The organism is Streptomyces hygroscopicus subsp. hygroscopicus (genome assembly GCF_001553455.1).
GTDB lineage: Bacteria > Actinomycetota > Actinomycetes > Streptomycetales > Streptomycetaceae > Streptomyces > Streptomyces hygroscopicus.
In genome coordinates this window covers 1-15,786 of the sequence record NZ_BBOX01000091.1, presented here as the reverse complement: position 1 = coordinate 15,786, position 15,786 = coordinate 1, and the positions used below count along the sequence as shown (strand labels likewise).

At 69.6% G+C, this 15,786-nt stretch carries 16 protein-coding genes; 11 read left to right on the top strand and 5 right to left on the bottom strand.

Going from position 1 to position 15,786, the window contains the following annotated elements; all coding sequences use genetic code 11:
- The first annotated feature begins 66 nt into the window (after positions 1 to 66).
- The 4 genes from AXW62_RS10130 (at position 67) to AXW62_RS10115 (ending at position 5,731) form a co-directional block, all read left to right on the top strand.
- A complete protein-coding gene (locus AXW62_RS10130) occupies positions 67 to 1,032 on the top strand; it encodes a TIGR03557 family F420-dependent LLM class oxidoreductase (RefSeq protein ID WP_060944217.1) in 966 nt (321 codons plus the stop codon).
- A gap of 131 nt (positions 1,033 to 1,163) precedes the next feature.
- Positions 1,164 to 2,969 carry a thiamine pyrophosphate-requiring protein gene (locus AXW62_RS10125; protein ID WP_060944231.1) on the top strand — a complete coding sequence of 602 codons (1,806 nt, stop codon included), beginning with the start codon at positions 1,164 to 1,166 and terminating at the stop codon, positions 2,967 to 2,969.
- Positions 2,970 to 3,068: 99 nt separating this feature from the next.
- A complete protein-coding gene (locus tag AXW62_RS10120) occupies positions 3,069 to 3,635 on the top strand; it encodes a type 1 glutamine amidotransferase domain-containing protein (protein WP_060944216.1) in 567 nt (188 codons plus the stop codon).
- On the top strand, positions 3,632 to 5,731 hold the full coding sequence (locus AXW62_RS10115; protein ID WP_060944215.1) for a catalase: 2,100 nt from the start codon (positions 3,632 to 3,634) through the stop codon (positions 5,729 to 5,731). The genes AXW62_RS10120 and AXW62_RS10115 overlap by 4 nt, the downstream gene beginning before the upstream one ends.
- A 242-nt stretch (positions 5,732 to 5,973) precedes the next feature.
- Here the strand turns inward: AXW62_RS10115 and AXW62_RS10110 are convergent, their stop codons facing one another.
- Together AXW62_RS10110 and AXW62_RS10105 are read right to left on the bottom strand one after the other, a co-directional pair.
- Positions 5,974 to 6,426, bottom strand: a complete 453-nt coding sequence (locus AXW62_RS10110; protein ID WP_060944214.1) for a DUF7848 domain-containing protein — start codon at positions 6,424 to 6,426, stop codon at positions 5,974 to 5,976.
- Entirely contained in the window at positions 6,423 to 6,662 is a 240-nt protein-coding gene (locus AXW62_RS10105) for a DUF7848 domain-containing protein (RefSeq protein WP_060944213.1), read from the bottom strand. Before AXW62_RS10105 ends, AXW62_RS10110 begins: the two co-directional genes overlap by 4 nt.
- A 716-nt stretch (positions 6,663 to 7,378) precedes the next feature.
- Between AXW62_RS10105 and AXW62_RS40665 the strand changes: the two genes are divergently transcribed.
- Positions 7,379 to 8,695: an NsdA family TPR-like regulatory protein gene (locus tag AXW62_RS40665; protein ID WP_252368563.1), complete on the top strand. Its 1,317-nt coding sequence runs from the start codon at positions 7,379 to 7,381 to the stop codon at positions 8,693 to 8,695.
- A gap of 16 nt (positions 8,696 to 8,711) precedes the next feature.
- Entirely contained in the window at positions 8,712 to 9,431 is a 720-nt protein-coding gene (locus AXW62_RS40660) for a 5-formyltetrahydrofolate cyclo-ligase (protein ID WP_079105777.1), read from the top strand.
- 269 nt (positions 9,432 to 9,700) lie between these two features.
- On the opposite strand, the gene AXW62_RS10100 is transcribed toward AXW62_RS40660, so the two are convergent.
- Together AXW62_RS10100 and AXW62_RS47055 are read right to left on the bottom strand one after the other, a co-directional pair.
- Complete coding sequence (locus tag AXW62_RS10100) at positions 9,701 to 10,276, bottom strand: TIGR03086 family metal-binding protein (RefSeq protein WP_060944212.1); 576 nt, start codon at positions 10,274 to 10,276, stop codon at positions 9,701 to 9,703.
- 6 nt (positions 10,277 to 10,282) lie between these two features.
- Positions 10,283 to 10,804, bottom strand: a complete 522-nt coding sequence (locus AXW62_RS47055; protein ID WP_159060851.1) for a phage holin family protein — start codon at positions 10,802 to 10,804, stop codon at positions 10,283 to 10,285.
- A 487-nt stretch (positions 10,805 to 11,291) separates the two neighbouring features.
- Between AXW62_RS47055 and AXW62_RS10090 the strand changes: the two genes are divergently transcribed.
- The 5 genes from AXW62_RS10090 to AXW62_RS10070 all read left to right on the top strand — a co-directional run bounded on the left by AXW62_RS10090 (position 11,292) and on the right by AXW62_RS10070 (position 15,010).
- A complete protein-coding gene (locus AXW62_RS10090; RefSeq protein WP_060944210.1) occupies positions 11,292 to 12,476 on the top strand; it encodes a baeRF2 domain-containing protein in 1,185 nt (394 codons plus the stop codon).
- A gap of 88 nt (positions 12,477 to 12,564) precedes the next feature.
- Entirely contained in the window at positions 12,565 to 12,954 is a 390-nt protein-coding gene (locus AXW62_RS10085) for a DUF2795 domain-containing protein (protein WP_060944209.1), read from the top strand.
- An 81-nt stretch (positions 12,955 to 13,035) separates the two neighbouring features.
- Positions 13,036 to 13,443 carry a CBS domain-containing protein gene (locus AXW62_RS10080; protein WP_060944208.1) on the top strand — a complete coding sequence of 136 codons (408 nt, stop codon included), beginning with the start codon at positions 13,036 to 13,038 and terminating at the stop codon, positions 13,441 to 13,443.
- A 380-nt stretch (positions 13,444 to 13,823) separates the two neighbouring features.
- On the top strand, positions 13,824 to 14,633 hold the full coding sequence (locus AXW62_RS10075) for a class I SAM-dependent methyltransferase (protein WP_060944207.1): 810 nt from the start codon (positions 13,824 to 13,826) through the stop codon (positions 14,631 to 14,633).
- Between the two features lie 23 nt (positions 14,634 to 14,656).
- Entirely contained in the window at positions 14,657 to 15,010 is a 354-nt protein-coding gene (locus tag AXW62_RS10070) for a VOC family protein (protein ID WP_030832553.1), read from the top strand.
- 48 nt (positions 15,011 to 15,058) lie between these two features.
- On the opposite strand, the gene AXW62_RS10065 is transcribed toward AXW62_RS10070, so the two are convergent.
- Positions 15,059 to 15,502: a hypothetical protein gene (locus tag AXW62_RS10065; protein WP_060944206.1), complete on the bottom strand. Its 444-nt coding sequence runs from the start codon at positions 15,500 to 15,502 to the stop codon at positions 15,059 to 15,061.
- Positions 15,503 to 15,786: the final 284 nt, after the last annotated feature.

Sequence of the window (15,786 nt, the reverse complement as noted above, 5' to 3'; positions counted from 1 at the left end):
GAGGTTTCCTTCCCCGAGCGCCGGTTACCCGTCGCATCTGCCGCATCCGCGCTCGAGGAGGGCCCCATGACCGAGTACGGCTATTTCCTGGCCGCCGAAGAACACGGGCCCACGGACCTTGTCGAGCAGGCCCGGATGGCGGAGCAGGCCGGGTTCCACGCGTTGTGGATCTCGGATCACTACCACCCCTGGAACGACGCCCAGGGGCAGAGTCCCTTCGTCTGGTCGGTGATCGGCGCCCTCGCGCAGGCCACCAGCCTGCCCGTACAGACCGCCGTGACCTGCCCCACCATCCGGCTCCACCCCGCCGTCGTGGCCCAGGCCGCCGCGACCAGCGCGGTGCTGCTGGAGGGCCGCTTCCGGCTGGGCGTGGGCAGCGGCGAGGCGCTGAACGAGCACGTGCTCGGCGACCACTGGCCGCCCGCGCCGGTCCGGCTGGAGATGCTGGAGGAGGCCGTGATGGTGATGCGCCAGCTGTTCGAGGGGCGCCGCGTCACCCACCACGGCAAGCACTACACGGTGGAGAACGCGCGGCTGTACACGGTGCCCGAGGAGCCGGTGCCCATCGACATCGCGGCCTTCGGATCGGCCGCCGCGGCGCTGGCCGGGCGGGTCGGCGACGGCTTCATCACCATGGTCCCGGACGCCGAGCTGGTGGCGCGGTTCCGGCGCGGCAGCGGCGCCGGCGGCAACACCAAACCGGCCCGAGGCGGGCTGAAGGTCTGCTACGGCCCGGACCCCGACGAGGCGCTGCGCACCGTGCACCGGCTGTGGCCGTCCGAGGCGCTGCCCGGGGCGCTGCTGACGACGCTGACCACCCCGGGCCAGTTCGAGCAGGCCACCCAGCTGGTCACCCCCGAGCGGCTGTCCGAGCGGGTGGTCTGCGGGGATGGCGCCGAGGCGCACATCCGCGCGCTGAACGCGTACGCCGAGGCCGGATTCGACACCGTCTACGTCAATCAGATCGGCCCCGATCAGCGCGGCTTCTTCGACTTCTACCGCACCAAGGTGCTGCCGCAGGTGGTCGGCTGAGGCCCGAAGAGCCCATCGGTGCCGAAGAGCAGCCGACGAACAGCCGGAGAACAGCTCACGAACAGCCCACGAACAGATGAGACCCGACCACCCCAAGCGGTGGGAACCCGCCGAACGGAGTGATGACCCACATGACCATGAAAGTGGCCGACTACATCCTCGCCCGGCTCTCCGAGTGGGGCGTCGAGCATGTCTTCGGCTACCCGGGTGACGGAATCAACGGCCTGCTCGCCGCGTGGGGGCGGGCCGAGAACGAGCCCCGGTTCATCCAGGCCCGGCACGAGGAGATGGCGGCCTTCGACGCCGTCGGCTACGCGAAGTTCAGCGGCCGTCTCGGCGTGTGCGCGGCCACCTCGGGTCCCGGCGCGATCCACCTGCTGAACGGGTTGTACGACGCCAAGCTGGACCATGTGCCGGTGGTGGCCCTGGTCGGCCAGACCCACCGCAGCGCGATGGGCGGCTCGTACCAGCAGGAGGTGGATCTGCACAGCCTCTACAAGGACGTGGCCTCCGACTTCCTGGAGACGGTCACCGTCCCCGAGCAGCTGCCCAACGTCCTGGACCGGGCGATCCGCACCGCCTACGCCCGCCGCGCCCCCACCGCCGTGATCATTCCGGCGGATGTGCAGGAGCTGGACTACTCCCCGCCCACCCACGAGTTCAAGATGGTGCCCTCCAGCCTGGACCGCAGCGGCTGGTCCGCGGTGCCGTCCAGCACCGCCGTGCAGCGGGCCGCGGAGGTGCTGAACGCGGGCGAGCGGGTCGCGATCCTGGTCGGCCAGGGCGCCGCCGGGGCGCGTCAGGAGGTCCAGCGGATCGCCGAAACCCTCGGCGCCGGGGTCGCCAAGGCGCTGCTCGGCCTGGACGCGCTCAGCGACGAACTGCCCTACGTCACCGGGCCCATCGGGCTGCTGGGCACCCGCCCCTCGTACGAGATGATGCGGGACTGCGACACGCTGCTGACGATCGGCTCCAGCTTTCCCTACGCCCAGTTCCTGCCGGAGTTCGGCACGGCGCGCGGGGTGCAGATCGATCTCGATCCGCACATGATCGGGATGCGCTATCCGTACGAGGTCAACCTGGTCGGCGACGCCCGCGAGACCCTGCTGCGGCTGCTGCCGCTGCTGGAGCGCAAGGAGGCACGCGACTGGCAGGAGGAGATCATCGGCGGGGTCCGGCGCTGGCGCGAGGTGATGGCGCTGCGCGCGGAGGTGTCCGCCGACCCGGTCAACCCCGAGTACGTGGCCCGCTGCCTGGACCCGCTGCTGCCCTCCGACGCCGTCCTCACCTGCGACTCCGGCTCCGTCGCCAACTGGTACGCCCGCCATCTGACGATGCGCGGCGAGATGCGCGCCTCGCTGTCGGGCACGCTGGCCACGATGGGCTGCGGGGTGCCGTACGCGATCGGCGCCAAGTTCGCGCGTCCGGACCGGCCGGCGGTGGCGCTGGTCGGGGACGGCGCGATGCAGATGAACGGCCTGGCGGAGCTGATCACAGTGGCCAAGTACCGCCATGAGTGGGAGGACCCCCGGCTGGTGATCGGCGTCTGGAACAACCAGGACCTCAACCAGGTCACCTGGGAGATGCGGGCGATGGGCGGCGCACCGCAGTTCCGGCCCTCGCAGGAGATCCCCGACGTGTCCTACGCGCGGTTCGCGGAATCGCTGGGCATGACCGGCATCCGGGTGGAGAAGCCCGAGCAGGTCGAGCAGGCGTGGCGCGACGCGCTGAGCGCGGACGGCCCGGTGGTCGTGGAGTTCCTCACCGACCCGGCCGTGCCGCCGATCCCGCCGCACGCCACCTGGGAGCAGATGGAGGCCACGGTGGAGTCGATCATCAAGGGGGACCCCGACCGGGCGAGCATGATCCGCCAGGGGCTGAAGGCGAAGGTGCAGGAGTTCTGGCCGCACCGGAAGAAGACCTCCGACGAGGCGTGACCTCCGACGAGGCGTGATGTTCCCGTTTCGACCCCGTCCCGCTGGCTACCCGCCGCACCGGACGGACGCGACACCCGGACCGGAAGGACGTGAGCAGCAATGAAGGTCGCCTTTCTCGTCGCCCCGGAAGGCGTGGAACAGGTCGAGCTGACCGACCCCTGGCAGGCGGTCCGCGACGCCGGCGGCACCCCCCGGCTGGTGTCCACCAAGCCCGGCCGTATCCAGGCTTTCGACCATCTCGACAAGGCGGACACCTTCGAGGTCGACCAGGTGGTGAAGGACGCGACGGCCGAGGAGTACGACGCCCTGGTGCTGCCGGGCGGGGTGGCCAACCCCGACTTCCTGCGCCTGGACAAGACGGCCGTCGCCTTCGCCAAGAGCTTCTTCGACGCGGGCAAACCGGTGGCCGCGATCTGCCACGCCCCCTGGACGCTGGTGGAAGCCGATGTCGTGCGCGGCCGCACCCTCACCTCCTGGCCGAGTCTGCGCACCGACATCACCAACGCCGGCGGGGTGTGGGTGGACGAGCAGGTCAAGGTCTGCACCGGGGGTCCCAACACCCTGATCACCAGCCGTAAGCCCGACGACCTCAAGGCGTTCCGCGAGGCGTTCCTGGAGGAGTTCACGAAGGCGGCGAAGGGCTCGACGAAGGGATCGGCACAATGACGGAGGACCGCAAGGAACGGCAGCGCGAGAAGTACCGCGCCGCCGATCCCGCCGAAGGACCGCTGACCACCGACCAGGGCGTGGCGGTCGACCACACCGATGACTCCCTCACGGTGGGTGAGCGCGGCCCGACCCTGATGGAGGACTTCCACTTCCGCGAGAAGCTGACCCACTTCGACCACGAGCGCATCCCGGAGCGGGTGGTGCACGCGCGGGGCGCGGGCGCGTACGGCTACTTCGAGCCGTACGAGTCCTGCGCGGAGTTCACCCGCGCCGCCTTCCTCCAGGACCCGTCCGTGCGCACCCCGGTCTTCGTACGGTTCTCCACCGTGCAGGGGCCCCGGGGGTCGGCGGACACGGTGCGGGACGTGCGGGGCTTCGCGACGAAGTTCTACACCTCGGAGGGCAACTACGACCTGGTCGGCAACAACATGCCGGTCTTCTTCATCCAGGACGGGATCAAGTTCCCCGACTTCGTGCACGCGCTCAAGCCGGAGCCGCACAACGAGATCCCGACCGGCGCCTCCGCCCATGACACCCTGTGGGACTTCGTCTCGCTCCAGCCCGAGACCATGCACATGATGATGTGGCTGATGTCGGACCGGGCGATTCCGCGCAGCTACCGGATGATGCAGGGCTTCGGGGTGCACACCTTCCGCTTCGTGGACGCGCGGGGGCGCGGCACGTTCGTGAAGTTCCACTGGAAGCCGAAGCTCGGCGTCCACTCGCTGGTGTGGGACGAGGCACAGGAGTGCCAGGGCCGCGACCCGGACTTCAACCGGCGCGATCTGTGGCAGGCGATCGAGGCGGGCGAGTACCCCGAGTACGAGCTGGGGGTGCAGCTGGTCCCGGAGGAGGACGAGTTCAACTTCGACTTCGACCTGCTGGACGCCACGAAGATCATCCCGGAGGAACAGGTGCCGGTGCGCCCGATCGGCCACATGGTGCTGAACCGCAACCCGGACAACTTCTTCGCGGAGACCGAGCAGGTGGCCTTCCACACCGCGAACGTCGTCCCCGGTATCGACTTCACCAACGACCCGCTGCTCCAGGCCCGGAACTTCTCCTACCTGGACACCCAGCTGATCCGGCTGGGCGGCCCCAACTTCGCGCAGCTCCCGGTCAACCAGCCGGTCGTCCCGCCCCGGACCAACCAGCGGGACGGCTACCACCAGACCGCGATCCACAGGGGCACCAGCTACTCCCCCAACTCCCTCGGCGGGGGCTGCCCGGCGATCGCGGGCGCGGACGGCTACGCCTTCTCCCACTACGCGGAGCGGGTCGAGGGCCACAAGATCCGCAAGCGGAGCGAGTCCTTCAAGGACTTCTACAGCCAGGCCGCGCTGTTCTGGAACAGCATGAGCGACTGGGAGAAACGCCACATCGTCGACGCCTTCCGCTTCGAGCTGGGCAAGGTCGAGGCGGTGCACGTGCGGGAGCGCACGGTCGAGCAACTGGCCCACGTCGACTACGACCTGGCCTCGCAGGTGGCCCAGGGCATCGGCGTGGCGCTGCCCGAGCCGGGCGCCAACAACCACAAACCGCAAGCCTCGCCCGCGCTGAGCTTCGACAACCTCCAGGGCGACGGCTCGATCCGCACCCGCCAGATCGCGGTACTGGTCACGGACGGGGTGGACGCCGGCCAGCTCACCCAGGCCCAGGAGGCGCTCACCGCCCAGGGCGCCGTCGTCGAGGCCCTCGCTCCACACGACGGCAAGGTGCGCGGCGCCGACGGCAACGGCTACGCGGTCGACCGCGCCCTCCCCACGGTCGCCTCCGTCCTCTACGACGCCGTCCTCCTCCCCGGCGGCCCCACCGGCACCCCCGACCTGGCCTCGGACAGCGCGGCCATGCGCTTCGTCCGCGACGCCTACCGCCACGGCAAACCCATCGGGGCACTCGGCTCGGGCGTCGGCATCCTGGCCTCGCTGGAGCCGGAGGGCCTCCACATCGCCTCGGGCCACGGCCACGTGTGTGCCGACCGCGGCGTGGTCACGGACGCGACGACGGGCACGGCGAGCGAGGAGTTCACCCGGGCCTTCACCGAAGCGATAGCCGCCCACCGGCACTGGGACCGGCCACGGGTGCGCTGCTGAATTCCGCGGGACGCGAGGCGCGAAGCGCGGGACGCGGTTCACCCCGGTGCCGGTGCGTGAGGGTGCGGGTGGTACGCGGGAGCAGCGTGGGGCGGAGATCCCTCCGCCCCACGCCTCCGTGTCGGCAGGCTTGCGCCTACGTGTGCCGTGCTTGGCCCCCGCCCCAGGGCGGCGGGCACACGCATGCCCCCATCCGGGGGCTACGGGGGAGCATCCCCGGCCGTGCGGGCGTCATCAGCGGGTCAGCCGGTGTCCTGACCGGTCCCGATGAGGTAACCGCCGAGTCCGGCGGCCACGAGGAACGTGGTCAGGACCAACGGTCCGGCGAATCGCCCCAGCCACGCCACGATGCGCCGCCAGCAGGCGCCCCAGCATCCGGGGGCGCGATGTGTGGCGGGCGTCCGCGTGCTGGCGCTACGGATCGGGGGCAGCGTGGCCGTGCCGTGTCCGTCCCGAGGGCGTATGGGGTCCACGCGCCAATGACGCTCAACGGTCACGAGGAACTGACCATGATGCAGCCCTTGTTGCTGGGTGTGGAGGATGGCCCAGCGCGCGACGGGACCGGGATCGCTGTCCACCCGCCCTGACGTGGCAGGGCAGGTCATGCACTCGGCGAGATAGATCCCGTCCGGCGCTCCCTGCCCGCGTTCGGCGCTGAGCACCAGGTCCGAGCCCTTCAGAATGGTTCGCGTCACTGCCACGCTCCCGGTTCAAACCGGCAGGGGCCGATGATGATCTCCCGATAGGTGAAGTGCTCCGGGTTCGCTTTCAGGTGGCCGGTCGCCCACACGTGCGCAGCGGCCTGCTCGTCGCTGGGCTCCCCGGTCTGCTCGCACACCGCGCACTGCATGGTGAACGTGATCGGTTCGGCGTCAGGCTCGGTGTCCGGGATGAGTCGGAACTTACGGAACCGGTAGGTAGCCCGAGTCATGCCCTCCCCCGTCCGGCGTGAGCGCTCTTGTTGCTGTGGTCCGGGTGCCGCCTCAGTAACACGGCACAGTCGGTGGCCTTGCTCAGGTCGCCGGCATTCCGTGCCGATTCCTTCTCACGCGCCAGGCGGGCGCACTCCACACAGCCCGCTCTCATGGCATCCCCGCCGTACGCCGTGCCTCTTCCAGCCGTCGCGCTATGTCGCACGACCGGTCGGGCGTGCACGTCTGGCACTCGCCCCGGTGCATGAGATACGCGGCTTGAAGTTGCTCAAGGTCGGCGGCACGGGGATGTTCGGAGACTTCACGCTCAGGCACGACTCACCTCTGCCGGGCAAAGGTCTTCCGGGCGTTCCTGCCATTCTTTGCCATCGTGCCGGGGCCTGAGCATGAAGTATGGCCCGCCCCGGCCCACGTAACTGCCCAGACGGTCCGTGGCCGTAACTCCTACCAATGTCCCCACGTTCGGGTGATCGTGGCTACTCTTGCGCACGGCTGCCTGTCCTTTCTCTCATGTGTGCAGGTAGCCCGCGCCCCCGGACGTTCGCCCGTCGCGGGGGCACCCTTGAGGCGCGCTGCACGTGTCCCACGAGCTTCGAGGCAGCCGACCCCCGACAGAACCGCGAACGGGGAACCCCGCAAACGACTTTGGGGAACCCTGTTGCGGGGAACCGGGGACTACTCTGGGGAGATCACCTCCGTCCCTGCTAGGTGGGCCATGGACGAACGCGAGACGCAACGCGCGGGCTACGCGCTGACGATTCCTGATGCGCTCCTCGGGAGCGAGGCCATGCAGCGGGCATGCGCCACCCGCAACTTCCGGGAGATTTTCCGCCTCGTCAACAGGCGTACAGGATCCAGCCATGCGGACATTGCCGCTGCTATCGGCAAGATGACGAGTTCCCGCGTGAGCGACATCATCCGGGGTGTCCGTGGCGTACGCGGCCAACAAGTGATCGAACGTATTGCCGACGGCTTCGGCATTCCCGGCGAAATGCTCGGACTGCCGAAACGGCCATGGGAGGGTTCCTCACATGATATTGGCGGAGCCACCAACGGCGGAACTACCTTCGAGGCTGTGACTGTTTCCCAGGCCAAGGCGCGTACTCCGTACGTTCGGGAGAACCCCGGAACCCTCGATCTATTGGCGGTAGCTGAACTCCGGCAACAAGTGCAAACCCTGGAAACGCGCTATGCCACAGAGCCGTCTACAGCTCTCATCGCCGAAGTCGGGCAGCATTTAGGGCAACTCGCGTACTGGCATACTCAAACGACCACATATGCCGTTCGCCGAGATCTCTATGCCGCACAGACGGAAGCCTCCACATTAATGGGTCAATTGGTCTGGGATGCTTCGGGGAGGACCGACCACGACACCCCTCGCACTTACTTCGCTCAAGCCGCCGAGGCGGCACGCGAATTACGCGACCCCGTTGCCGAGGGGCTGGCCTCACTACGCACTTCTTTTGTTGCCCTATATGGCGAGAAGAACCCGCGTACTGGCCTAGAAATTGCACAGCGCTCCGCCGACACGGTTAAGGATGCCAGCCATGTCCTTGCGGGACTGGCTGTGCTGCACACGGCCGAGGCTTATGCGATGTTGCAACAACGCCGAGACTGCGAAAAGTCACTGAGAAACGCCGAATGGCATTTCAGTCAAGTTAGTACCAACGATGCCGCCATGTCGATGTTCACACCTGGACTGTTCGGGCGACTGGCCGGGTCCTGCTTTCTTTTCCTAAATGAAACTACTCGCGCACAGAAAGTCCTGGAGGACACAGCTAAAGAGCTGCGCGAGGGATCAAAATCTCATGCCATCGCTTTGGGGAATCTGACGCTTGCGTACATTAGACAACGGAAGGTAGAGGAAGCTGCCAGTACACTCGGCAAAGCGATTGACGTCGTCGAACGCAACCGAGGTGGCGGCGGGCTGAACCTCATCTTTCAGGCAGGTCGCGAACTGCAACCCTGGCGAGCCGTACCAGTAGTGCATGAACTCAATGACCGGCTTCTGAATCTCATTGCATCCGCATAAGCAGAAAGAGGCATCGATGAATAGGGCGCAAGTTCAGCGTGCCAAACAAGCCGTCCGCGAACATGTCTGGGCTCTACTGGAACCCACGCACGGGGACGTGACGGGCCGTATCCCTTCTTTCATCGGTGCAGACGCCGCCGCTGCCCGCCTCGCTGAACACCTTGCCTGGCAGACTGCAAGAGTCATCAAGGCGGTTCCAGACAAAGCCCAGTTGCCTGTGCGCGCTCGGGCACTCCAAGAGGGCAAACGGATTTATATGGCATCGCCGAAGCTGGCGACGGAGAATCCTTTCTACCTCTTGGACCCTGAAAATCTCAGTGTTCCGCCGAACGAAGCCGCCGAACGGCGAACAGCAGCAAAAGTCGCGCAGCCGGTAGGAGTGCATGAGATGCCGGTTGTTGACTTGATCGTGTGCGGAAGTGTTGCCGTTAACCCAGAGGGCGTACGACTAGGGAAAGGCGCCGGATACTCCGATATTGAAGTAGCCCTATTGCAAGAAGCTGGTCTCATCGGCCCGAACACACTTATCGCGACTACGGTTCACCCTCTCCAAGTCGTGAAAGAAGCGCTACCCGAGTCCGAACACGACTTTCGAGTGGACCTCATTGTTACTCCAGATGAAACTATCGAGTGTCCACCCCACCCACGTCCACCCGGAATCTTCTGGGACCGCCTTGGCCCTGACTCCATCGCCGCAATTCCAGCGCTGGCACATCGCAAGCCAAGCAACCGGTGAGAGGCTGAAATCCCGTACCTGCCATGGTGGGCGGGAACGGGGGTTTCGATGCTCGACAGGACAGTACGGACGCGGAATCCGGACGCACCAGACCCCTCGCGGGGTCTCAGCGACGCCGCTCCCTATCGTCGCATTCGTCTCCATGCCCGGGGAGCGCAAGGAGTACGAGACTGCTGTGACCTGCTGCGTTACTGTCACTGCCGATCACTCCAGAACTACCCGTCTGGAGCATTGGGAAGGGGCGGGGTGGGGGCTCACGCCCACCCGACCTACGGCTCGCGCCCAAGCAGCGCCAGCAGCCGAACCTGCGCATCCGCCCCCGGCGGCGGATCGACGGGCGCCGCGAAAAGTCCGCTCTCCTCCAGATCCGCCGCGTACGGCGCGACCTCCCGCACCGAGAAGTCCACCAACGGCTTCGGGATGCGCTCGTCCGCCCCAATGGCCCGGGACAGATCCCACGCGTGCACGGCCGCGTCAGCCGTCATCTGGGCGCAGTAGTGGGTGGCGGGGCTCTCCCCGTACGAGAGCTCGACCATCCGGTCGAGCGCGCCCGGCTCCCGGAAGGCGTCCCGCGCCGCGGCCGCCGCCGCGTCCCACGTGGCGACCGGGTCGTCACCGAGCAGATCACCCTCCAGCGCATCGCCCTGGTCGGCCATGCTCGCCCCCTCGCGGACCAGCGGCGGCACCCACATCTGCTCGACCGCGAGATGGTTCACCAGATCGCGTACGGTCCACTCGGCGCAGGGCGTCGGATCGTCCCACTGGTCGGGCCGGATCGCGTGCACGCGCTCGGTGAAGAGGTCGAGCGCCTCGCCGTGCCTGGTCAGCAGCGGATTCTCAGCCATGGGTGATCACCCCGCCAGCGGAGGCGGCGGAGGCGGGGGCTGGGGCGGCCGATGATGTTCCCCGGGCCCTGGCGACGGGGGAGGGCCAGGACTCGGAGGCGTCGGGGGTCCCGACGGAGCGGAAGGCCCCGGAGTCGCAGCGGGACCGGGCCCAGACGGCGCGGCGGGACCCGACGGCCCAGACGGCGCGGCGGGTCGCGCGGCGGGCCCGGACGGCGCCCCGGGCCCCGCCGCCTGCGCCGCGGAGTTCTTGAGCCACCCCGCCGCGACTAGCAACAGCGCGAAAACGACCAGCGCCGCAGCCCACGCCGGAAGGGCGATGGCGAAGAGGAGCACCAGGCACGCCGTCAGCGCAGCCCCCGCGTAGAGCGCGGCCGCCGCCGCGCCACCGTAGAGACGGACCGCGCGTCGCCCGGACTGTTCCCGCAGCTCTCTGCGGACTTCTTCGCGGACGGCCCGTGCGACCGGCTCCGCCAGGTCACCGGCCGACGGTATGCCCGCCTTGGGATAGGCCGATTTGTCAGTCATGTACCGGCGGGTACCCATGCCCCGCCGCCGGTAACACCAGGCACGGCCACGCGGGAACGGCAGGCAGCGCAGGCCGCAAGGCACGGGACGCCCACGCGGGCACGGCAGGCACGCCACCACCACGCGCACAGCAAGCAGGCCCAACACGCCCAGCGACCGCAGCAGCCAGCAGGCAGAGCAGGACATGACATGAAAGGACAGGGCAGAGCAGACCAGGGGCACGCGCACGCCACCACAGCCCGGCAGGCAACGGCAACCGCACGGCGCACACGCAGGGCACGGCGTCGCACACGCAGGGCACGGCGTCGGACGTGGCCCCTGATGTCCCACGTCCGACGCCGCTCCTCACTCCCTGCGGAGGCCGCTCGGCCGGACGACGGGTCCCCGCCCCCGGGGACGTCAAACGTCTCCGCGGCCGGTTCCACAACCTCGTGTCGATGCCGTTGTAACGGGTACGCGTGGGGCACGCAATTGCTGGAGGGAGTACATGCGACTCGGACATCTCCAACCGCTCTACGACCGCCCGGGCCCCTGGGCCAGCGTCTACTTCGACACCTCGCACCCCGACGAGTCCGCGGCCGAGGAGCAGGAACGCGCCGCCCGCGAGGCGAGCCGCCGGCTGGAGCGGCAGGGCGCCGACCAGGCGACCTGCCGCGCGGTCTACGACAGGCTGACCGCGCTGCCGCCCGGCACCGGGTCGGCCGGCGCCGGGCCGGCCGGATGGGCCGTCTTCGCCACGGCCGGTGAGGTCGTCGTCGAAACCCCGTTGCTGACCCCGCCACCGCTGGGCGAGGCCCCGTGCTGGTCGGGGCTTCCGCACGTGGGACCGCTGCTGGAGCTGACCGGCGAGGACCCGTCCTGCCTGGTGGCCTACATCGACCGCACCGGCGCGGACGTCGAGCTGCACGACGGACGCGGCGGCGACCGGGTCGGCTCGGTGCAGGGACGCCAGTGGCCGGTGCACCGGACCGCCAGCGCCGACTGGTCGGAACGCCACTTCCAGCTCAAGACGGAGAACACCTGGGAGCAGAACGCGGCGCTGATCGCCGAGGAGCTGCGCGTCTGCCAGGAGGAGACCGAGGCGGAACTGCTGGTGCTGGCCGGGGACCCGCGCGAGCGGCGCGCGGTCCACGACCACCTGCCCAAGGCGCTGCGCTCGGCGGCCGTGGAGACCTCGCACGGCGGCCGGGCCGCCGGTTCCGCCCCGCACGGCACCCACGCCGCCCGGCTGCTGGAGCAGGACGTGGACGAGGCCCGCGCCCGGTACACCCGGGAGCGCGACGAGGCGGCGCTCGAGCGGTTCCGGGCCGGCCGGACGCCCTCGCACGGGCGCGTGGAGGCCGCCGAGGGGGTTCCGGCGCTGGTCGACGCGGCGCGGGAGCACCGCATAGGCTCGTTGCTGATACGCCCCGACGGTGCCGATCTCTACCGCGAGGTATGGGTGGGCGCCGAACCGGACCAGCTGGCACTGCGCCGGACCGATGTCCAGTATCTGGGCGACACCCGGCCGTTCCCGGCCCGCGCCGACGACGCGCTGATCCGCTCGGCCGCGGTCACCGGCGCCGAGGTGCTGACGCTGCCGCCCGCCGAAGGGGACCCGCACGGCGGCGACCTCCCGGTGGGCGGTCTGGGCGCACTCCTGCGCTGGCCGTACGGGGGCGACGCGGATTGACACCGCGGATCGACACCGCGGATCGACACCTCTCGGGACAGCGACCGACCCGAGAGACACAACGGACCCGCTGAGGAAGGGGACCGACATGCAGCGAGGCAGCGACCGGCTGAGCGTCCACAAGGACGAAGAGATGAAGCACGAGCTGCAAGGGCTGATCCGCTCCGGACACCCGACCCGGGTCGAGGAGTGGCACGACCCGGAACCGGCCGCCGACGACGACCCCGATGTGACCCTGGGACCGGTCCCGGCCCGTGGGACGACCGGTCAGGCCGAAGCGGTGCGGTTCGAGTTCGCGCGCCGGCTGGGGCGTACGGCGTTCCCCGCGGATCGTGAAGCGCTGCTGCGCGCCCTGGAGGAACGCCACGCACCGGACGGTCTGATCTCCCTGGCCGAGGAGCTGCCCGCGGACCGGACGTTCCACACCGTGCAGGAGGTGGTCACGGCGCTGGGGCTGCACCCGCGCGGGCGCGAGTAGGGAACGGCGGACGTCCGCCGCGCATAGCCTGGCCGGGCGGGGGTACTGCGGGCAGCACATCCCCCACGAAGGAGTGGACAGATGTCCCAGGACCCGCCGCACTGTGTGCGGGACGTCATGACGCGGCCCATGATCTCCGTCCACCCCGACGCCTCGCTGGTGGAGGCCGCCCAGCTGATGCGCGCACAGGACATCGGCGAGGTGATGGTGGCCCATGACGGAGAGCTGCTCGGGGTGCTCACCGACCGTGACATCACGCTGCGCGCGGTCGCCGAGGGCGTCGATCCCCTCGCGGTCACCTGCCACACGGTGTGCACCGCGGACCCGGTGACCATCGGGCCGGACGAGGAGGTGGCCACGGCGGCGGCGTTGATGCGGCGCCATGCGGTGCGGCGGCTTCCGGTGGTCGAGGCGGGGCGCCCGCTGGGCGTGATCCGTCTCAGCGATGTGCCGGAGCCGACTCCCGGCCGTGCGCCGGAGCCGCCCTGAAGCCGCGCGTGGTGAGCCGCCGAAGGGGCGGCGGGGTCTTCCCCGCCGCCCCTTCGCCATGTGGCGCCTCGCCGACGATGCCGCCGTACCTGATCCCCGCGCCCCGCCGCCGTCTCCTCGCCCCGCCACCCCTTCGCCACCCTCCCGTCGCCGTTCGTCCCGTGGCCGCCACGCCTTCACCACCGCCTCTTCGCCACCGTCCCGTCGCCACCATGCCGTCGCCGCCTTCGCCCGACGGCTTCGCGCCCCTTCGCCAGGACGACCACGACCGACCACGACTCGCCCACCCCGCCCGCATCCTGAGACGGTTCTTCTCGCGATACGAGATGCCCTCTACGGTGGAACCTCTCGATCACCGGGCCCGAAGGGGGAGTTCCGCCATGTCGAAGGACACCGCCGTTTACACCCACGGCCACCACGAGTCGGTGCTGCGCTCGCACACCTGGCGCACGGCGGCCAACTCCGCCGCGTATCTGACCGGGCACCTCAAGCCCCATATGCGGATCCTGGACATCGGCTGCGGGCCCGGCACCATCACCGCCGACCTGGCCGAGCTGGTCCCGCAGGGGCAGGTCACGGGCGTCGACGCCGAGGACTCCGTCCTGGAGCGGGCCCGCTCGGTGGCCGAGGAGCGCGGGCTGGCCAATGTCTCCTTCGCGGTCGCCGACGTCCACGCGCTGGATTACCCCGACGACTCCTTCTGCGTGGTCCACGCCCACCAGGTGCTCCAGCACGTCGGCGATCCGGTGGGGGCGCTGCGCGAGATGCGGCGGGTCTGCGCGCCGGGCGGGCTCGTGGCGGTGCGCGACTCCGACTACGCCGCCATGACCTGGTACCCGTCCGTTCCGGAGCTGGACGGCTGGCTGGATCTGTACCACCGGGTCGCACGGGCCAACGGCGGCGAGCCGGACGCCGGGCGCCGACTGCGCTCCTGGGCCCTGGAGGCGGGGTTCACCGACATCACCTCGACCGCCACGGCGTGGTGTTACGCCACCGAGGAGGAGCGGGCGTGGTGGAGCGGTCTGTGGGCGGACCGCACGGTCGCCTCCGCCTATGCCCGGCTCGCGGTGGACGGCGGTCACGCCACCGAGGAGGAGCTGCGGGCCATCGCGGGCGCGTGGCGGACCTGGGGCGAGGCCCCGGACGGCTGGTTCGCCGTCCTGCACGGTGAGATCCTCTGCCGCGTCTGAGCAGTTCAACTAGGCTCGCCCGCATGGATATTCTGGGGACTTCACTCCGTGTGTGCGTCGACGATCTGGACTCGGCGATCACGGTCTACGAACGGCTGACGGGAGCCGAGGCGGTGCGCTTCCAACGCGGCCCCGTCTCGGTCGCGGCGGTCGGCTGCTTCTTCCTGATGAGCGGCCCCGAGTCGGAGCTGGCGATTCTCCGCAAGATCACGGCGACGATCGCGGTGAAGGACGTGGACCAGGCCATCGCCGATCTCACGGCGGTGGGCGGGCAGATCGTCGCCGGTCCGCTGCCCGCCCCCGTGGGCCGCACCCTGGTCGCCCGTCACCCCGACGGCTCGATCTTCGAGTACGTCGACCGGAACCCGATGGCGTGACCCGCCAGTGAACTCACCATCCGGCAGACCCGTCAGGAGGGCGGACCGTCAGGAGGGCGGTCCCGGATCCGCGGTGATCTCCTCGTCGTCGACCTCCTCGTAGAGGTCGTCCACATCGCGTAGCTCATCGCTCTTGATCCGGACCGCCTCCTCCTCGGCGGACAGCCCGCTGGTCGAGCCCTCCTGGGAGTAGACGTCCTGCTCACGCGGGAGCTCGGGATCCGGCTCGTCGTACAGCAGCCCCGCCGGTTCTGCCTCGGTGCCGAGGGGCTCCCCCGTATCCGGCTCCTCATCGGCCAGCCGCTCGTCGAGCGATTCCCGCTCACGCGTCTCCGCGCTCGTGGTGTCGCGGTATGCGGCGATGGTCGGCTCGTCCCCGGGCACGGGCAACTGTTCCGGGTCCTCGGCCCGCTGCTGCTCGGGCGTGCCGTCCTGCAGATCGGGGATCCCCTCGTCCTCGGGGTCCGCGCCGGGGTCATGCGGTGTCTTCACGGTCGCGGCTCCTGCCTGGTCGTGTGGTGTGCTGACGTCCCCGACCGGGTGCCCCGACAGGGCGACGCCATGCGGACCGCACCCCCACAAGCCTCAGCACCACACCTCACACCGCAGGCACCACGCCACCCACCCCCGCAAGGCGCACGCCTGCTATGCGGGCCGCATGCGGAACTCATAGCGTTCGGGCAGCGGATGCTCGGCCCTCGCCCGCGCCCGCGACTCCTCGGCCAGCGGCTCCCCGGGCCCCGCCGCCAGCCGCTCCACGATCGCGTACCAGGTGT

Coding starts and splice junctions, on each gene's coding strand:
- AXW62_RS10090 (WP_060944210.1), top strand. CDS start 11,292: ATGCGACTCGGACATCTCCAACCGCTCTACGACCGCCCGGGCCCCTGG.
- AXW62_RS10120 (WP_060944216.1), top strand. CDS start 3,069: ATGAAGGTCGCCTTTCTCGTCGCCCCGGAAGGCGTGGAACAGGTCGAG.
- AXW62_RS10070 (WP_030832553.1), top strand. CDS start 14,657: ATGGATATTCTGGGGACTTCACTCCGTGTGTGCGTCGACGATCTGGAC.
- AXW62_RS40660 (WP_079105777.1), top strand. CDS start 8,712: ATGAATAGGGCGCAAGTTCAGCGTGCCAAACAAGCCGTCCGCGAACAT.
- AXW62_RS40665 (WP_252368563.1), top strand. CDS start 7,379: ATGGACGAACGCGAGACGCAACGCGCGGGCTACGCGCTGACGATTCCT.
- AXW62_RS10130 (WP_060944217.1), top strand. CDS start 67: ATGACCGAGTACGGCTATTTCCTGGCCGCCGAAGAACACGGGCCCACG.
- AXW62_RS10080 (WP_060944208.1), top strand. CDS start 13,036: ATGTCCCAGGACCCGCCGCACTGTGTGCGGGACGTCATGACGCGGCCC.
- AXW62_RS47055 (WP_159060851.1), bottom strand. CDS start 10,804: ATGACTGACAAATCGGCCTATCCCAAGGCGGGCATACCGTCGGCCGGT.
- AXW62_RS10115 (WP_060944215.1), top strand. CDS start 3,632: ATGACGGAGGACCGCAAGGAACGGCAGCGCGAGAAGTACCGCGCCGCC.
- AXW62_RS10075 (WP_060944207.1), top strand. CDS start 13,824: ATGTCGAAGGACACCGCCGTTTACACCCACGGCCACCACGAGTCGGTG.
- AXW62_RS10085 (WP_060944209.1), top strand. CDS start 12,565: ATGCAGCGAGGCAGCGACCGGCTGAGCGTCCACAAGGACGAAGAGATG.
- AXW62_RS10105 (WP_060944213.1), bottom strand. CDS start 6,662: ATGACTCGGGCTACCTACCGGTTCCGTAAGTTCCGACTCATCCCGGAC.
- AXW62_RS10125 (WP_060944231.1), top strand. CDS start 1,164: ATGACCATGAAAGTGGCCGACTACATCCTCGCCCGGCTCTCCGAGTGG.
- AXW62_RS10100 (WP_060944212.1), bottom strand. CDS start 10,276: ATGGCTGAGAATCCGCTGCTGACCAGGCACGGCGAGGCGCTCGACCTC.